Annotated in this window: 18 protein-coding genes and 1 riboswitch; of the genes, 8 read left to right on the top strand and 10 right to left on the bottom strand. The window is 73.7% G+C overall.

Translation table 11 applies throughout. The features are described 5' to 3' along the window. Positions 1-3: 3 nt before the first annotated feature. Positions 4-759 (top strand): SDR family oxidoreductase, encoded by a 756-nt coding sequence (locus tag IO20_RS0103000; protein WP_030546935.1) that lies wholly within the window; start codon positions 4-6, stop codon positions 757-759. 22 nt (positions 760-781) lie between these two features. Here the strand turns inward: IO20_RS0103000 and amaP are convergent, their stop codons facing one another. Genes amaP through IO20_RS0102975 form a run of 5 tightly spaced genes read right to left on the bottom strand, consistent with a single transcriptional unit; the run spans position 782 to position 3124 of the window. Further along, a complete protein-coding gene (gene amaP, locus IO20_RS0102995) occupies positions 782-1369 on the bottom strand; it encodes an alkaline shock response membrane anchor protein AmaP (RefSeq protein ID WP_030546938.1) in 588 nt (195 codons plus the stop codon). A 5-nt stretch (positions 1370-1374) separates the two neighbouring features. Beyond that, positions 1375-2028: a DUF6286 domain-containing protein gene (locus tag IO20_RS0102990; RefSeq protein ID WP_030546940.1), complete on the bottom strand. Its 654-nt coding sequence runs from the start codon at positions 2026-2028 to the stop codon at positions 1375-1377. Next, entirely contained in the window at positions 2025-2402 is a 378-nt protein-coding gene (locus IO20_RS0102985) for an Asp23/Gls24 family envelope stress response protein (protein ID WP_030546942.1), read from the bottom strand. The genes IO20_RS0102990 and IO20_RS0102985 overlap by 4 nt, the downstream gene beginning before the upstream one ends. A gap of 6 nt (positions 2403-2408) precedes the next feature. Further along, positions 2409-2600 (bottom strand): hypothetical protein, encoded by a 192-nt coding sequence (locus tag IO20_RS0102980; protein WP_030546944.1) that lies wholly within the window; start codon positions 2598-2600, stop codon positions 2409-2411. A 50-nt stretch (positions 2601-2650) separates the two neighbouring features. Then, on the bottom strand, positions 2651-3124 hold the full coding sequence (locus tag IO20_RS0102975) for an Asp23/Gls24 family envelope stress response protein (protein ID WP_030546946.1): 474 nt from the start codon (positions 3122-3124) through the stop codon (positions 2651-2653). A 93-nt stretch (positions 3125-3217) separates the two neighbouring features. Between IO20_RS0102975 and IO20_RS0102970 the strand changes: the two genes are divergently transcribed. Further along, the gene (locus IO20_RS0102970; protein WP_030546948.1) at positions 3218-3952 is read left to right on the top strand and encodes a hypothetical protein; all 735 of its coding nucleotides are present in this window, start codon (positions 3218-3220) and stop codon (positions 3950-3952) included. 27 nt (positions 3953-3979) lie between these two features. Here the strand turns inward: IO20_RS0102970 and IO20_RS0102965 are convergent, their stop codons facing one another. From IO20_RS0102965 to IO20_RS0102955, 3 genes are all read right to left on the bottom strand, one after another. Next, entirely contained in the window at positions 3980-4780 is an 801-nt protein-coding gene (locus tag IO20_RS0102965) for an enoyl-CoA hydratase/isomerase family protein (RefSeq protein WP_030546950.1), read from the bottom strand. Positions 4781-4913: 133 nt separating this feature from the next. Then, complete coding sequence (locus tag IO20_RS0102960) at positions 4914-5135, bottom strand: helix-turn-helix domain-containing protein (RefSeq protein ID WP_006123601.1); 222 nt, start codon at positions 5133-5135, stop codon at positions 4914-4916. 353 nt (positions 5136-5488) lie between these two features. Then, positions 5489-7087 (bottom strand): ABC-F family ATP-binding cassette domain-containing protein, encoded by a 1599-nt coding sequence (locus tag IO20_RS0102955; protein WP_030205748.1) that lies wholly within the window; start codon positions 7085-7087, stop codon positions 5489-5491. A gap of 266 nt (positions 7088-7353) precedes the next feature. On the opposite strand from IO20_RS0102955, the gene ypfJ reads away from it, so the two are divergent. Both ypfJ and IO20_RS0102945 read left to right on the top strand, forming a co-directional pair. Further along, entirely contained in the window at positions 7354-8244 is an 891-nt protein-coding gene (gene ypfJ / locus IO20_RS0102950; RefSeq protein WP_030546953.1) for a KPN_02809 family neutral zinc metallopeptidase, read from the top strand. Positions 8245-8312: 68 nt separating this feature from the next. Beyond that, entirely contained in the window at positions 8313-8714 is a 402-nt protein-coding gene (locus tag IO20_RS0102945; protein WP_030546955.1) for a VOC family protein, read from the top strand. 66 nt (positions 8715-8780) lie between these two features. Here IO20_RS0102945 and IO20_RS0102940 read toward each other — a convergent pair whose 3' ends face one another. Together IO20_RS0102940 and IO20_RS0102935 are read right to left on the bottom strand one after the other, a co-directional pair. Next, a complete protein-coding gene (locus tag IO20_RS0102940; protein WP_078945862.1) occupies positions 8781-10199 on the bottom strand; it encodes a hypothetical protein in 1419 nt (472 codons plus the stop codon). Positions 10200-10298: 99 nt separating this feature from the next. Then, on the bottom strand, positions 10299-11426 hold the full coding sequence (locus IO20_RS0102935) for an alpha/beta hydrolase (RefSeq protein ID WP_030546958.1): 1128 nt from the start codon (positions 11424-11426) through the stop codon (positions 10299-10301). 394 nt (positions 11427-11820) lie between these two features. Here IO20_RS0102935 and IO20_RS0102930 point away from each other — a divergent pair, with 394 nt between their 5' ends. From IO20_RS0102930 to IO20_RS0102915, 4 genes are all read left to right on the top strand, one after another. After that, positions 11821-13083 carry an inorganic phosphate transporter gene (locus IO20_RS0102930; protein ID WP_030546959.1) on the top strand — a complete coding sequence of 421 codons (1263 nt, stop codon included), beginning with the start codon at positions 11821-11823 and terminating at the stop codon, positions 13081-13083. Between the two features lie 12 nt (positions 13084-13095). Next, positions 13096-13317, top strand: coding sequence for a hypothetical protein (locus IO20_RS0102925; protein ID WP_030546960.1), 222 nt, complete (start codon positions 13096-13098; stop codon positions 13315-13317). Positions 13318-13431: 114 nt separating this feature from the next. After that, a riboswitch (cobalamin riboswitch) is annotated at positions 13432-13571 on the top strand. A gap of 34 nt (positions 13572-13605) precedes the next feature. After that, positions 13606-14592 (top strand): cobalamin biosynthesis protein, encoded by a 987-nt coding sequence (locus IO20_RS0102920; RefSeq protein ID WP_030546963.1) that lies wholly within the window; start codon positions 13606-13608, stop codon positions 14590-14592. Next, positions 14589-16097, top strand: coding sequence for a cobyric acid synthase (locus IO20_RS0102915; RefSeq protein ID WP_030546965.1), 1509 nt, complete (start codon positions 14589-14591; stop codon positions 16095-16097). Before IO20_RS0102920 ends, IO20_RS0102915 begins: the two co-directional genes overlap by 4 nt. Positions 16098-16107: the final 10 nt, after the last annotated feature.

Genomic DNA, 16107 nt, shown 5'->3' with positions numbered 1-16107 from the left:
TCCATGGATCTTGGACTGAAGGACCGTGTGTACGTGGTGACCGGGGCGACGCGAGGACTCGGGCGGGCCTCCGCCGAGGCGCTCCTCGCCGAGGGCGCCAAGGTGCTGGTCACCGGGCGCGAGGAGAAGACCGTCGCCGAGGCCGTGGCCGAACTCGGGCCCGGCGCCGCCGGTGTCGCCGCCGACAACGACGACCCGGAGACCCCGGCGCGGCTCATCGCCGAGGCGCGGGCCCGGTTCGGCGGCTTCGACGGCATCCTGATCAGCGTGGGCGGCCCCGCGCCCGGCTTCGCGGCGGACAACACCGACGAGCAGTGGGCGGCCGCCTTCGGCACCGTCTTCCTCGGGGCGGTACGGCTGGCCCGTGCGGCGGCCGAGACGCTCACCGACGGCGGGGTCATCGGCTTCGTCCTGTCCGGCTCGGTCCACGAGCCGATCCCCGGTCTGACCATCTCCAACGGGCTGCGCCCCGGTCTCGCCGGCTTCGCGAAGTCCCTCGCCAACGACCTGGGCCCGCGCGGGGTACGGGTCGTCGGGCTGCTGCCGAGCCGGATCGACACCGACCGGGTGCGGTCCCTCGACGCGCTCTCCGGCGACGCGGACGCGGCCCGCGCGGCCAACGAGGCCGCGATCCCGCTGCGCCGCTACGGCACCCCGGCGGAGTTCGGGCGGACGGCGGCCTTCCTGCTGTCGCCGGCCGCCTCGTACCTGACCGGCGTGATGCTGCCGGTGGACGGCGGGGCCCGCAGCGGCTTCTGACGGCCCCTGCCCCGCCCCCTCCTCAGGTCACCCGCTTCGCCCGGTGCTTCACCGCCCGCAGGCGCGCCTCGGTGGGCAGGGCGGCCATGCCCGTGGACGTCCGGGCATGTGCAAGGGCCTGGGTGCCGAGGGTCGCCAGGGCGTCCCCCGGGGAGGCGTGCGGCTCCAGCTGGAGCGCGACCCGGGTACGGGGGGCTGTCCGGCGGCCGGTGAGGGCGACCCGGGCCTTCGCCACTCCCTCCTGGGCCGTGGCGTCCGCCTCCAGGACGCCTTCCAGCGCCCTGCCGCGCAGGACCGCAGCCTCCCCGTCGCCGCTGTCGACGAGGACCTCGGCGAGCCGGGCCCGCCGGAACTGCACGAGCAGCCACCACAGGGCGAGCAGGACGAGGAGCCCGAGGGCCGCGATGACCACCGGCCACCACCAGCCCTCGTCGCGCCAGCGCTGCCGGTCGGCGGTGGAGAGCAGCACGTCCGAGGGGCCCGACCAGGGCCACCAGGACGGCACGGACAGGTCGAGGGCGGCGGCGAGGACTCCCCCGCCGACGAGCACGAGGAGCAGCCCGGCCAGGCCGAGCAGGACGCGGTTGACGCGCCGGAGGACCACGGTCACCGTGCTCACCCCTTCCTGGGCGGCCGAGCCACCCGTACCTGCAGTGCGGGCGGGTGGGCGAGGGCCAGCTCGTCGACGCCGGCCGCGAGGACCTTCTCCACGTCGGCGCGGACCTCGTCGAGCGCCCGGAAGTGCGAGACCGCACGGACGCCCACCTTGGAGCGGCCGACGCGCACCCGGACGGACTGCACCCCGGAGACCTCCATGGCGCGGTCCCGCAGGGCGAGGGCGGCGGCGTCGCGGTCGAGCCCCGCCCGGATGTCGGCGTGGTCGCGGCGCATCGGCAGGACGGCGCGCAGGCCCGGCGTCGCCGCGAGGACGAGGAGCCAGAGGCCGAGGACCACCGCGACGGCGGCGCCGGTGACGACCAGGGAGTCGTCGAGCGGCCGGGTCGCGAGGGCGTCGGCGAGTTCGCGCCGCCAGGCCATGGCGGTGCGGTCGGCGCGGACGGCCGCCACGTCGTAGAGGAGCAGCCCGGCCCCGCCGAGGACCAGGGCAGCGAGCAGGGCGGCGGGGATACGGCGCACCGCCCAGAAACGGCGGACGCGCGTGGGCGCGGGGGCGTCGGAAGCCAGGACGGGTACGTCGTCGGGCCGGCCGGGGTCCGGGGGGTCCGGGGCCCGGCCGCGGGTGGGGTCCGGTTCGGGCGTGGTCGTCATGACAGGCGGCCCCTCGGTGCGGCCTGCCGGGTGAGCTGCGAGTGGAGGCGTTCCACATGGACGGTGACCTCATGGACCTCCATGCCGACGAGCTCCTCCACGCGCGCGCGTACCCGGCCCCGGACGGCGCCGCAGCGGCGCCCGAGGTCGGAGGGGTAGTCGAGTTCGAGGCTGATCGCGACCCGGGCGACATCCCGGTGGACGACGACCGAGGCGTGGGGGCGGGCGCCGCCCTGGGGGACGGCGCCCTGGGCCTGGGGGACGGCGCCCAACCCTTCTCTGGCCGCCTGGGCGGCGATCTTCGCGACGACCCGGTCGGCGATCGTGGTCGCGCCACGGCCCCGCACCGGGTCCTTGATCCACTCGGCTGCCACCCCGGGTCACCGCCGCCGTTCGCCGCGGTCGCGGCCCCGGAACAGATCGCCCGGTTCGAGGTCGCCCTCGAGGAAGCGGCCGGCCACGAAGCCGACCGCCCCCAGTACCGCGACCAGCAGAAACGCCCAGAAGCCGCCGAAGTATCCGGCGAAGCCTAGAGCCATACCGGCCAACAGGCCGACCACCGCCATGCTCATTCCTGACCCCTTCCTGAGGATCTCTGGCCCCCCGTACCCGCCGTTCCCGTCTACTGGAGCCGCTGTTCCGTCTCCTCCTCCTCGTCGTCGGGCAGCTTCACGTCACTGACCGCGATGTTCACCTCGACGACCTCGAGGCCCGTCATGCGCTCGACGGCCGCGATGACGTTCTCCCGGACGTCACCGGCGACGTCCGTGATCGAGAAGCCGTAGACGACCACGATTTCCAGGTCGAGCGCGGTCTGTACCTCGCCGACCTCGGCCTTCACCCCTCGGGCGACGCTCGATTTGGTGCCGCCGCCGGGAACGCGGTCGCGTACGGCGCCGAAGGTGCGGGAGAGTCCGCTGCCCATGGCGTGGACGCCGTCGACGTCGCGGGCGGCGAGACCGGCGATCTTCTCGACGACGCCGTCGGCGATCGTGGTCTTGCCCCGGGAGGCCGGGTCGCCGCCGCCGCGCTTGGTGACCTGGGCACGGCGCGCTTCGTCGCCGGAGGTGGAGCCGGAGGGAGTGGTGTCTGCCATCGGATTACGCCCCTTCTGGGATATTTCGGGGTTCTTCGCCCACACTAAGGGCGGTTACCCGGTCTCGCCCCGGGGATACGGCAGGCTGGGGTAATGACGACGGCTGAGGGTTGGACGGCGGCGGTACGGGATCGCCTCGCCCCGGGCAGGCTGGTGCCGCTCGGAAGCGCGGCGGACGGGGCGTGGATCACCGAGCGGGCGGCACGCGGGGTGCTCGGCCCGGTCGCGGCCGCGGTACGGGGTGTGGTGCCGGGCGAACTGCGGATCGGGCCGGACCGGGAGCGGGAGGCGGGGCGGGAACGGGCCGCGCAACCAGGAACCGGACCGGAGCCGGGAACGGGATCGGAGCCGGGAACGGGATCGGAGCCGGAAACGGGATCGGAGCCGGGGGCCCTGCGCGTCTCGGCCTCGTTCGCCGTGGTGGCCGGGCGACCCCTGCCCGAACGCGTCGACGCCCTGCGGACCGCCCTGCTCGCGGCGGCCGAGGACGGGCTCGGGCTCGTGGTGGCCGCGGTGGACCTGCGGGTGACGGATCTCCTCGACGCGGAGCCGGAGCCCGCACCGGAACCGGCCGCGCCCCCACCCGGTCGGACCTCCCCCGCGACGGACGATCCGGTCGCGCTCACGGCGCTCGGGGTGCCGGGCGTCGCCGGGGTGACGGACGCGCTGGGCCCGCCGGTGCGCCGGGGCCCGGACGGGGTGCGGGTGGAGCTGGCCGTGACGGCCGGCGTCCGCCCCCTGGACGTGGCCCGTGCCGTACGGACGGCCGTGACCGCGGCCCACCCTGAGGAGGCCGCGGTCACGGTCGTGGTGTCGGAGCTGCGCTAGCGCACGCTCGGCGTACGGGCGGGCGTGTCAGTCGCCGAGGCCCGCCAGGTCGCGCAGGCGGCGGGCCTGGGCGGCGCGCTCGGCGGCGCGCTGCTCCTCGTACGAGCGGCCGGCGGCGCCCTGGAGCAGCGCCTTGGTCTCGGTGACCGCGTCGCGCGGCGCCGCGAGCAGGGCGGCGCCGAGGTCCCGTACTGCCGCGTCGAGTTCGTCGACGGGCACGGCCAGGTTGGCGAGGCCGATGCGCTCGGCCTCCTCCGCGTGGACGAAGCGTCCGGTGGCGCAGATCTCGAGCGCGCGGGCGTAGCCGACCAGCGAGACGAGGGGGTGCGTCCCGGTCAGGTCCGGGACGAGCCCCAGGCTGGTCTCGCGCATGGCGAACTGCACGTCGTCGGCCACGACCCGCAGGTCGCAGGCGAGGGCGAGCTGGAAGCCCGCCCCGATGGCGTGCCCCTGGACGGCCGCGATCGACACGAGGTCGCTGCGGCGCCACCAGGTGAACGCCTCCTGGTACGCGGCGATCTCCGCGTCGAGGTCCTCGTCGGAACCCCGCGCGAGATCGAGGAAGGACGGCTCTCCGTCGAAGCCCTCGGGCGTGAACGCCTGCCGGTCGAGACCCGCGGAGAAGGACTTGCCCTCACCGCGCAGCACCACGACCCGCACGCTGCCGGGCAGAGACCGGCCGGCTTCTGTCAACGCCCGCCACAGAGCGGGAGACTGAGCGTTGCGCTTCGCCGGATTGGTCAGGGTCACCGTGGCAACGGCGTCCTCGACGGTGAGCCGTACACCGTCCTTGTCGAATACGAGCTCAGAGTCGTCGAGCGTAGTCATGGGGCGCCTCCGGTTCCGGTGCAGCACTGCATCCATCCGATGCTAAGTGACTGCACAGTAACCACCTGGCCGGTCCGGGGACCGACCGGGTGGCCACCGAGAGACCCGGTGGCCCGGTCGAGCCGCCCCTGTGTCAGGCCGAGGCTGCCTTCTTGCCCCGTGTCGCTCCGCCGCGTCCACGCAGCGTGACTCCGGACTCGCTGAGCATCCGGTGGACGAATCCGTAGGAGCGGCCCGTTTCCTCGGCCAGCGCCCGGATGCTCGCACCGGAGTCGTACTTCTTCTTCAGGTCTGCCGCGAGCTTGTCGCGCGCGGCGCCGGTCACCCGGCTGCCCTTCTTCAGAGTCTCGGCCACCCGTGCCTCCTCATGGGAAGTGCGCTCTGGACTTCTCATGATCACCCCTCCCGTCCGTCCTGGCCACCCATTCGACAAGGTCCATGCCGCCGGGTTTGTCGCCGAGTGCGGCGTCATCACGAACGGAAGCCTGCATTCCGGGGGGCCGGAGACGCCCCCTCGCGCCGATCGTCGAGGGAAGTGCCAGGTCAGCGATGTGAGGGGAACACACGTACGGCGCGGGTCTGCCGGAAGGATTCGGCAGAGCACCGCGCCGGAGGTACGAGACACCCTCACTCAGATGAAGGATCACGCATGAGCCGAATGATCCAGCCCGGAATGATCACCAGGGACCGCCGGGGGCCCCGTCCGCATCAGGCGAGCGCCACCAGGTCCGCGTAGTCCGGGCCCCACAGGTCCTCGACGCCGTCCGGGAGCAGGATGATCCGCTCCGGCTCGAGGGCGTCCACGGCCCCCTCGTCGTGGGTGACGAGGACGACGGCGCCCTTGTAGGTGCGCAGGGCCCCGAGGATCTCCTCGCGGCTCGCCGGGTCCAGGTTGTTGGTCGGCTCGTCGAGGAGCAGCACGTTCGCCGAGGACACGACCAGGGTGGCCAGGGCCAGACGGGTCTTCTCGCCGCCGGAGAGGACGCCCGCCGGCTTGTCGACGTCGTCGCCCGAGAAGAGGAACGAGCCGAGCGTCTTGCGGACCTGGACGAGGTCGAGGTCGGGCGCGGCCGAGCGCATGTTCTCCAGGACGCTGCGCTCGGGGTCGAGCGTCTCGTGCTCCTGGGCGTAGTAGCCGAGCTTGAGGCCGTGGCCGGGGGTCACCTCGCCGGTGTCGGGCGTCTCGGCGCCGGCGAGCAGCCGGAGAAGCGTGGTCTTGCCCGCGCCGTTGAGGCCGAGGATGACGACGCGCGAGCCCTTGTCGATGGCGAGGTCCACATCGGTGAAGATCTCGAGCGAGCCGTAGGACTTGGAGAGCCCCTCGGCCGTCAGCGGGGTCTTGCCGCAGGGCGCCGGGTCGGGGAAGCGGAGCTTGGCGACCTTGTCGGAGGCGCGGACCGCCTCCAGGCCGGAGAGCAGCCGCTCGGCGCGCTTGGCCATGTTCTGCGCGGCGACGGTCTTGGTGGCCTTGGCGCGCATCTTGTCGGCCTGCGAGTTGAGGGCCGCGGCCTTCTTCTCGGCGTTCTGGCGCTCGCGCTTGCGGCGCTTCTCGTCGGCCTCGCGCTGCTGCTGGTAGAGCTTCCAGCCCATGTTGTAGACGTCGATCGTGGAGCGGTTGGCGTCCAGGTAGAAGACCTTGTTGACGACGGTCTCGACGAGGTCGACGTCGTGGGAGATGACGATGAAGCCGCCGCGGTAGGTCTTCAGGTAGTCGCGCAGCCAGACGATGGAGTCGGCGTCGAGGTGGTTGGTGGGCTCGTCGAGGAGGAGCGTGTCGGCGTCCGAGAACAGGATGCGGGCGAGCTCGACACGACGGCGCTGACCGCCGGAGAGGGTGTGCAGCGGCTGGCCGAGGACCCGGTCGGGCAGGCCGAGGGCGGCGGCGATGGTGGAGGCCTCGGCCTCGGCCGCGTATCCGCCCTTGGTCAGGAACTCGGTCTCCTGGCGCTCGTACTGCCGCATGGCCTTGTCGCGGGTGGCGCCGGAGCCGGTCGCGATGCGCTCCTCGTTCATCCGCATCTTCTTGAGGAGGACGTCGAGGCCCCGGGCGGAGAGGACGCGGTCGCGGGCCAGGACGTCGAGGTCGCCGGTGCGCGGGTCCTGCGGGAGGTAGCCGACCTCGCCGGAGCGGGCGATGGTGCCGCCGGCGGGGACGCCCTCGCCCGCGAGGCACTTGGTGAGCGTGGTCTTGCCCGCTCCGTTGCGACCGACGAGGCCGATGCGGTCGCCCTTGGCGATGCGGAAGGAAGCGGACTCGATGAGGACGCGGGCGCCGGCGCGCAGCTCGATGCCGGAAGCGGTGATCACGGACAGACTCCAGGGCGGTGGGAAACGGCGGAAGGACGGCTGATGAAGGGCTTCGACGCCGCTAATGCACGGGGAGAATGGCCATACGGCCAGTCTAACGGGCGCCTGCAACTGCTTTTCGGCCATGCGGGGTACGAGGGCGCGATCGGGAGTTATCTCACGTTCCCGCCGATGCTTCGCAAAAGGGGCGACGGGTGAGAGATCACCCGATACTCGGCGGAGGGCGGCGGCCACTGCCGCGGCAGTGACGCGGAGGGTGGTGCACCGTGCAGTTCGACGACGACGCCGATCTGGACACCACGGAGGTACGGGACGTCCGGAGCAGCCGCATCCCCGGCGGCAGGGCCACCGTCGGCGGCGGCGTCATCGGCTTCATCGCGCTGGTCCTGGGCGTGCTCTTCGGGGTGGGACCGGATCAGCTCGGGCTCTCCGGCGGCGGAGAAGAGCCGGCGGCCAGCTCCTCCTCGGTGGCCCAGGTGAACCAGAGCTGCCGGAAGGGCTCGGACGCCAACACGCGCGAGGACTGCCGGATCGTCGCCGTCGTCAACAGTCTGCAGGACTTCTGGCGGAGCGAGTACACGCGCAGGGGCGGCACCTACGGGAGCGCCGCCACCGTGATGTTCAGCCAACGGGTCGCGACCGCGTGCGGCTCCGCGACCTCGGCCGTCGGCCCCTTCTACTGCCCCGGCGACCGGCAGGTCTATCTGGACCTGGGCTTCTTCGAGGAGCTGCGGACCACGTTCGGGTCGAGCGGCGGACCCTTCGCCCAGGCGTACGTGGTGGCGCACGAGTACGGCCATCACGTCCAGAACCTCATGGGGACCCTGAGCCGCGCCCAGGACGGGCGGACCGGCGCGGACTCCAACGCCGTGCGGGTCGAGCTCCAGGCCGACTGCTACGCGGGCGTGTGGGCCCGGCACGCGACGAGCACGCCCGACGACCGGACGGGCCGGCCGCTGCTGACCTCGCTCACGGACGCGGACATCCGGGACGGCCTGGACGCGGCGGCCGCGGTGGGCGACGACCGGATCCAGGAGAGGTTCCAGGGCCGGGTGACGCCGGAGAACTGGACGCACGGCTCGGCGGCCCAGCGGCAGCAGTGGTTCTACGAGGGCTACCGGACCGGTGACATGGCCCGGTGCAACACCTTCCGCTGAGTTGCCGGTGGGGGCTGCAAGACTGAGACCCAGGTCACATTCGGCTGAATCGAAGGGAAGTGATCGGGATGGCTGAGGCCCCCCACATCTGTCCGACGCTGACGTACGAGGACGCGAAGGCGGCGATCTCCCAGCTCACGGAGGGGTTCGGCTTCACCGCGACCGCCGTGTACGAGGGCGAGGACGGGCGGATCGCGCACGCGGAGCTGTCGTACGGGAACGGCATGGTGATGCTCGGCAGCAAGGGCACCGGCAGCGAGTTCGACAAGCTGATGGCGGGGTCCGGCCCGGTGGGCGTCTTCGTGCACGTCGACGACGTGGACGAGCACCACGCGCGGGCCGTCGCCCAGGGCATCGAGATCGTGATGGCGCCGAAGGACCAGGAGTACGGCTCCCGGGACTACATGGCCCGGGACGCCGAGGGCAACATCTGGAGCTTCGGGACGTACACGCCCGGCGCCGCGGAGTAGGGCGCGTCCGGCCCTGATCGGCCGGACGCACGTCCCTGCCCGGGCGCCGGGCGGTGCCGTCTCGGCTCAGGCGCCGCCGGTGTGCACCTGGAAGGCGGCCCTGCGGACGGCCTTGGCCAGGGCCGGGTCCGGGTGGGCGGCGGCCAGCGCGACCAGGACCTGGACGGTACGGGGGTGGCCGATCGCCCTCACCTCGTCGAGGAGCGCCGGAACGGTGCCCTGCACGGCCGAGTCGAGGTGCCGGACGAGCAGCTCGCTCTCGCCGTGGTCGGCGACGGCCGCCGCCGTGTCCACCCAGAGCCAGGTCGACTCCTCGCGGGTCAGGACCTCCTGGGCGTCGTCCGGGTCGGCGCCCTCGTACTCCGCCAGCCAGAGCAGTGCGTACGGCCGCAGCGAGGGCTCGGCGACGGTGGCCCGCACCTCGGCCTCCGCGGGCGCGCCGACGACCCTGAGCGCCTCGAAGGCGAGGCCGCGCAGCAGGGCGTCCTCGCCCCGGGCGACGGCGAGGAGCTCGGTGACCGCGCTGGAGAGGGTGCGGGCCGCGAGCCAGGCGCGGTACTCGGCGCGGGCCGGCCCCGGGGTGAGCCGGGCGCAGCCGCGCAGCATGTCCTCGGCGGACTGCTCGATGTTGCCCGCGGGGCTCTGCGCGGCGACGCAGATCTGCTCCAGCTTGACCCAGACCGCCCAGTTGCCGAGCGGGGTCAGGGTGGCGTGACGCGCCTCCGTGCCCGGGTCGAGGGTGAGCGCGCCGACGGCCGCCAGGCCTTCGAGCGCCCAGTCGAGGAGGGCGGGGAGTCCGTCGGTGCCGGGCGGGCCGGGGATGCCGGCGGCCTCGGGGGCGGGGCCGGCCGCCGGGACCTCGCAGCGCTCCTCGCGCAGCTCCTCGACGCGCTGGCCGAGCAGGTCGAGGAGGGCGGGGACGAGGACCGGGCCCTGGGAGAGCTGGAGCAGCGAGAGCACCTGGGGGACGGCCTCGACGACCTCGGCGACGGCGCTCGGCTCGACCTTCTCGGGGGCCGGGTGGACCAGCGACCAGGCGTCGAAGAGGGCGACCCAGCCGCGCAGCACGGCGGAGTCGTCGCGGTCCCAGGCGTGCAGCCGCCAGCCGGGGCGGGCGGTGTCGCCGTGGAGCTCGACGAGTCCGGCGAGCCGGGCGCGGTCCCAGCCGGCCCGGATCTGGTCGGACGTCAGGTTCAGTGCGGCCGCGGCCCGTTCCTGGGCGGTGACGGGTCCCGGGTCGGTGCGGAGGGTCGCTTCGGCGCCGCTCGGGGCGGCGGCCCAGCGGGCGATCCGTACGGCGTCGGCGAGGACGTGCCGGGCCTGCCGGGCGAGTTCCGCGCGGGGCGGAGTGCCCTCGGGCGGCCTCGGCGCCGGCCGGGTGCGCCGGGTCGTCACGGCCCGTCGGGCGGTGGCCAGCGCCTGCGGGCGGACGAGTCGGAGTCTGGAGTTGCGCGCCAATGGTTCATCGGGCTTTCGAGACGTCACGGGGGCAGTCTTCCCGCTGACGGCCCGAAAGCCCAATCGGAATCGGACGCCCCGTCGGGCCGGGCCCGTGACGGGACCGGCCCGATCGGCGGGGCGCCTCTAGAGGAGCGGGGTGAGGAAGCGGCGCACGGACTCCTCGTAGCGGACCGGGTCGGCGTTCCACATCGCCGCATGCGGAGCCTGCCGGACGGTCTGGAGGGAGACGAGGCCGGGGCGTCGGGCGGCGAGTTCGACGGACCGCTCCCAGGGGGCGATGGTGTCGTCGGGGCCGTGGAACAGCAGGATCGGGATCCTCGGGGCTTCCGGTGCGGAGGCGACGGTGAGCAGGTCCTCGTGCGGGCCGATCCGGCCCTGGGCGGCGCGGACCGCGAGCGGGAGCAGCGGAGCGGGGACGTGGCGGGCCGCCGCGAGGTTGCGGAGGGTGGCCTCCCAGTCCAGTACCGGGGAGTCGAGGACGAGGCCGCTGATCCGGTCGCGCACCCCCGACTCGGCGGCGGCGCGCAGGGCCATCGAGGCGCCGGTCCCCCAGCCGTGCAGGACGACCTTGGCGGCGCCCCTGCGGACGGCGTAGCGGATGGCGGCGTCGACGTCCCGCCACTCCGAGTCGCCGAGGTGGGCCAGGCCGTCCGGGGCGGCGGGCGCTCCCTCGTCGCCGCGGTAGGCGGGGACGAGGACGGGGATCTTGCGGCGGCTGTAGGAGGGGACGACGTTCAGCGGGTGCTCGCGGGTGGTGCCGAGGCCGTGCAGGGCGATGACCCAGGTGGGGCGGGGGCCGGGCACGAGCCAGGCGGGCAGGGGGCCGAGCTCGCCGGGGATCTCGGCGTCCTCGTGGGCGAGCCCCAGGGCGCCGAGCGGCGTGCCGCGGTGCAGCTGGGGGGTGAGGCGGACGCGGGCGCCGGCGCCGAGCACGCCGAGTTCGACGCGTTCGAGCCGCCGGACGACGGTGTCGGCGGTGTGCGGGACCCGGTCGAGGACCGGGCCGACGACGGCGTGCAGGCCGGGGCCTTCCAGTCCGTACGTGCCGGGTCGCAGCGAGGCGAGGCTGCGGGTGAGGGTGATCCGCTCGGGGCCCGTGGCGTGCACGGTCAGCCGTGGATCCCCGGGCAGGGGACGTCCGGACGGTGCCCTGAGGGCGACGTCGCTGGCGTACCGGCCGGCCGCGACCGCGGCCACGCCGACACCGAGCAGAGTGGTGACGGCCGCTGCCGTCGCTGTAACCGGGCGCACGCTCCCAGTCTCGGCAGGATGGGGCGGAGCTGCCACCGGACGGACCCGGACAGACCCGGGCGGGGGCGTTCCCGCGGTGGCCCCGGGGGCCGCGGGACCCACTCCTGGGAGTGACGTGGGTCTCCTCCGCGGGGTCCCCCGGTCGGATGGTTCGGTCCAGGGAGCGGAACCGGGTGCCGGGGGTGGGAGCGGGGTGGGGCCCGTGTGCCCGGTGTGGGCCCGGATTACCCCGGGTTGCGGGTGACCGCATCGTGGACAGTCCGACCGTCGGAGCCGTAAACGGAATCTCTTGACACCGGATCGGGACACCATGCCGCCCGACCCAGTTCACCTTCCGTTCACTCAGGTTGCCTACGTTCGTCCAGCCACTGACGTCAAACGATTGCCTGGGTAAATGGAACACATCACGCTGCTGCTCGCCATTGTGGTCGTGACAGCTCTCGTGTTCGATTTCACGAACGGTTTCCACGACACCGCCAACGCGATGGCCACGACCATCTCGACCGGTGCGCTCAAGCCGAAGACGGCGGTGGCCATGTCCGCCGTGCTGAACCTCGTCGGCGCGTTCCTGTCCGTCGAGGTCGCCAAGACGATCTCCAAGGGGCTCGTCAACGAGGAGGGCATCCAACCCGAGGTCATCCTCGCCGCGCTCGTCGGCGCGATCCTCTGGAACCTGGTGACCTGGCTGGTCGGACTGCCCTCCAGCTCCTCCCACGCCCTGATGGGCGGCCTCATCGGCGCGACCATCGCCTCGATCGGCGTCAGCGGGGTCAACGGCGGGGTCGTCGTCAGCAAGGTGCTCATCCCGGCGGTCGCCGCCCCGCTCGTCGCCGGCCTGGCCGCGATGTTCGCCGCCCGGCTGACGTACCGCATGGACAAGAACGCCGACAAGAAGACGACCGAGAAGGGCTACCGGGCCGGTCAGATCGCCTCCGCCGGTCTCGTCTCCCTCGCCCACGGCACCAACGACGCCCAGAAGACCATGGGCATCATCACCCTCGCCCTGGTCGCCGGCGGCGTCCTCGCGCCCGGCTCCAACCCGCCGGTCTGGGTGATCGTCTCCGCCGGCCTCGCGATCGCGCTCGGCACCTACCTGGGCGGCTGGCGCATCATCCGCACCATGGGCAAGGGCCTGACCGACCTCCAGCCGCAGCAGGGCTTCGCCGCCCAGACCAGCGCGGCGGCGGTCATCCTCGCCTCCTCGAACCTCGGCTTCTCGCTGTCGACCACGCACTCCTGCTCCGGCGCCGTCATGGGTGCGGGCCTGGGCCGCAAGGGCGGTGTCGTCCGCTGGTCGACCGCCACCCGGATGTTCGTCGCCTGGGGCCTGACCCTTCCGGCCGCGGGCCTGGTCGGAGCCGGTGCCGAGTACGTCGCCCGCCAGGGCGACTGGGGCGTCTACACCGTCGCGGCCTTCCTGGTCGCCTCCTGCCTCGCCATCTGGGTCATCTCCCGCCGTCAGGTGGTCGACCACACCAACGTCAACGACGTCGAGACCGAGCCCGCGGGCGTCGTGACCACCGCCATCGCGGCCGTCACCCCGCCGCCGGCGGCCGGATCCGTCGCCGCCGTCGCGGACGAGGACCTCAAGACCACCATCCCCGCGCCGGTTCCCACCGACCCGGCCGCTCCCCCCGCCCCCGCCGCAGCGGTGTAAGGAACGAACGACATGAAGATCGACTGGGCAGCCCTCGGCTCCGTCTTCGGAGTCAGCCTCGTGGCGACCGTCGCGCTGGTGGGCCTCTTCACCCTCGGCATCGTCGGCCTCTCCAAGCAGGAGCAGGCCGCCGCCCAGGGGGGCTCCGCCGCCCTGGCCCGCACCGGCGCCTACGCCTGCTTCGCCCTGTGCCTCGCGGCCGTGGCGTACGGCATCTACCTGATCGTCGTCTGACGGTCCCGCGGTCCCTCGGCCGGGCGGTCCGCACCTTCGGGTGCGGGCCGCCCGGCCGTCGTGTTTGTGGCGCTTCGCACAGTGACGCGACGCAGGTCAAGGGTGAGTTGACGGCTGTTCTCGGCCCGTGGTGGACTGCCGAGGCCATTACGGCGGCAGTAGAGGAAGTCCGGTGCGAATCCGGCGCGGTCCCGCCACTGTGACCGGATCCGAAGGGTCCGGGAGTCAGGAACTCTCGCCGCCGGTCACGTCGATCCAGGGCGCGGACCCTGAGTGAGGACATGCGCCATGCCCGGCCGCAGCCGCAGCCTTTCCAGAGCCAGTCGCCCCTTCCCGGACGGATTCGCGTACGGAGCGGCCGCCGGTCTCGCCGTCGACCTGCTCGTCGGGGACCCCCGCCGCGGACACCCCGTCGCCGTGTTCGGCCGGGCGGCCGCCGCGGTCGAGCGGCGCCTCCACCACGACCACCGCGGCTGGGGCGCCCTGCACACCGCCGTCTGCGCCGGCTCCACCGTCGCCCTGGGCGCGCTCGCCGCACGGGCCGTACGGAACAGGCCGGCCGCCGCCGTCGCCCTCACCGCCGCCTCCGTCTGGGCCGTCGTCGGCGGTACGACCCTGGGGCGGGAGGCCCGCGCGATCGGCGGGGCGCTCGCCGCGGGCGACCTGGAGGTGGCCCGCGAGCGGCTGCCGCACCTGTGCGGACGCGACCCGCAGTCCCTCGACGGACCGGCGATGGCCCGCGCGGTCGTCGAATCGGTCGCCGAGAACACCTCCGACGCCGTGGTCGGCGCCCTCTTCTGGGGCGCGGTCGCGGGCGTGCCGGGACTGGTCGGCTTCCGGGCCGTCAACACCCTGGACGCGATGGTCGGCCACAGATCGCCGCGCCACCGGCGCTTCGGCTGGGCCTCCGCCCGGCTCGACGACGTGGCCGGCTGGCCGGGCGCCCGGCTGACGGCCGTGCTCGCGACCGTCGCGGGCGGGAACCCGCGCGGAGCCGTACGAGCCTGGCGGGCGGACGCGGCGAAGCACCCGAGCCCCAACGCGGGCCCCGTCGAGGCGTCCTTCGCGGGTGCGCTCGGCGTACGGCTCGGAGGGACCCTCTCGTACGGCGGACGCGTCGAGCACCGGCCGGTGCTCAACGGGGAGGGGCGGCCCGTCGAGGTCGCCGACATCGACCGGGCGGTACGCCTGTCCCGCCGGGTCACCGGACTCACTCTGGCCGCCTGTGTGGGCGGCCGGTTGCTCGGATACGCGCTGAAGCGGAGGAACGCATGAGGGGTGGGGGGCTGCTCGTCGCCGGGACCACGTCCGACGCCGGCAAGAGCGTCGTGACGGCCGGCATCTGCCGCTGGCTGGTCCGCAAGGGCCTGAAGGTGGCGCCGTTCAAGGGACAGAACATGTCCCTCAACTCCTTCGTGACCCGCGAGGGCGCCGAGATCGGCCGCGCCCAGGCCATGCAGGCGCAGGCCGCCCGGGTGGAGCCGACCGCGCTGATGAACCCGGTGCTGCTGAAGCCGGGCAGCGACCGCTCCAGCCAGGTCGTCCTGATGGGCAAGCCGGTGGGTGAACTCTCCGCCCGCGGCTACCACGGGGGCAGGCAGAAGGAACTCTTCGAGCCGGTGATGGCGTGCCTGGAGGAACTCCGGGGCATGTACGACGCCGTGATCTGCGAGGGGGCGGGCAGTCCGGCCGAGATCAACCTGCGGCGCACGGACATCGTGAACATGGGCATCGCGCGGGCCGCGCGGCTGCCCGTGGTCGTGGTCGGCGACATCGACAGGGGCGGGGTCTTCGCCCAGTTCTTCGGGACGACGGCGCTGCTGAGCCCCGAGGACCAGTCGCTGGTGGCCGGCTACCTCGTGAACAAGTTCCGGGGTGACGTGACCCTCCTCGAACCCGGCCTCGACATGCTCCACGGGCTGACCGGACGGCGGACCTTCGGCGTCCTGCCGTACGCCCACGGGCTCGGCATCGACGAGGAGGACGGGCTCCGGGTCTCGCTGCGCGGCGCGGTACGCGAGTCGGTCGTCGCGCCGCCGTTCGGCGAGGACGTGCTGCGGGTCGCGGTCTGCGCCGTACCTCTGATGTCGAACTTCACGGACGTGGACGCGCTGGCCGCCGAGCCGGGCGTCGTCGTCCGGTTCGTGGACCGGGCCGAGGAACTCGTCGACGCGGACCTGGTCGTCGTGCCGGGCACCCGGGGGACGGTCAAGGCGCTGGCGTGGCTGCGGGAGCGCGGCCTCGCGGACGCGTTGGCCCGGCGGGCCGCCGAGGGGCGGCCGGTGCTCGGGATCTGCGGCGGCTTCCAGGTGCTCGGCGAGCACATCGAGGACGAGGTCGAGTCCCGCGCGGGGGCCGTCGACGGGCTCGGGCTGCTGCCCGTACGCGTCCGGTTCGCGCGCGAGAAGACCCTCGCCCGGCCGGTCGGAGAGGCGCTCGGCGAGCGGGTCGAGGGGTACGAGATCCACCACGGCGTCGCGTCGGTGGCCGGTGGGGAGTCGTTCTTGGACGGGTGCCGGGTCGGCTCCGTGTGGGGCACGCACTGGCACGGCTCCCTGGAGAGCGACGGGTTCCGGCGGGCCTTCCTGCGGGAGGTCGCGGCGGCGGCCGGGCGGCGGTTCGTGCCGGCTCCCGACACGTCGTTCGGGACGCTGCGGGAAGAGCAGCTGGACCGGCTCGGCGACCTGATCGAGGAGCACGCGGACACGGACGCGCTGCTGCGGCTGATCGAGGAGGGAGCCCCGGCGGGGCTGCCGTTCGTGCCGCCGGGCGCGCCGTGAGCATGACGAC

This window comes from Streptomyces exfoliatus, assembly GCF_000725545.1.
GTDB classification, from domain to species: Bacteria; Actinomycetota; Actinomycetes; order Streptomycetales; family Streptomycetaceae; genus Streptomyces; species Streptomyces exfoliatus.
This window is presented reverse-complemented; position numbering and strand designations above follow the sequence as displayed.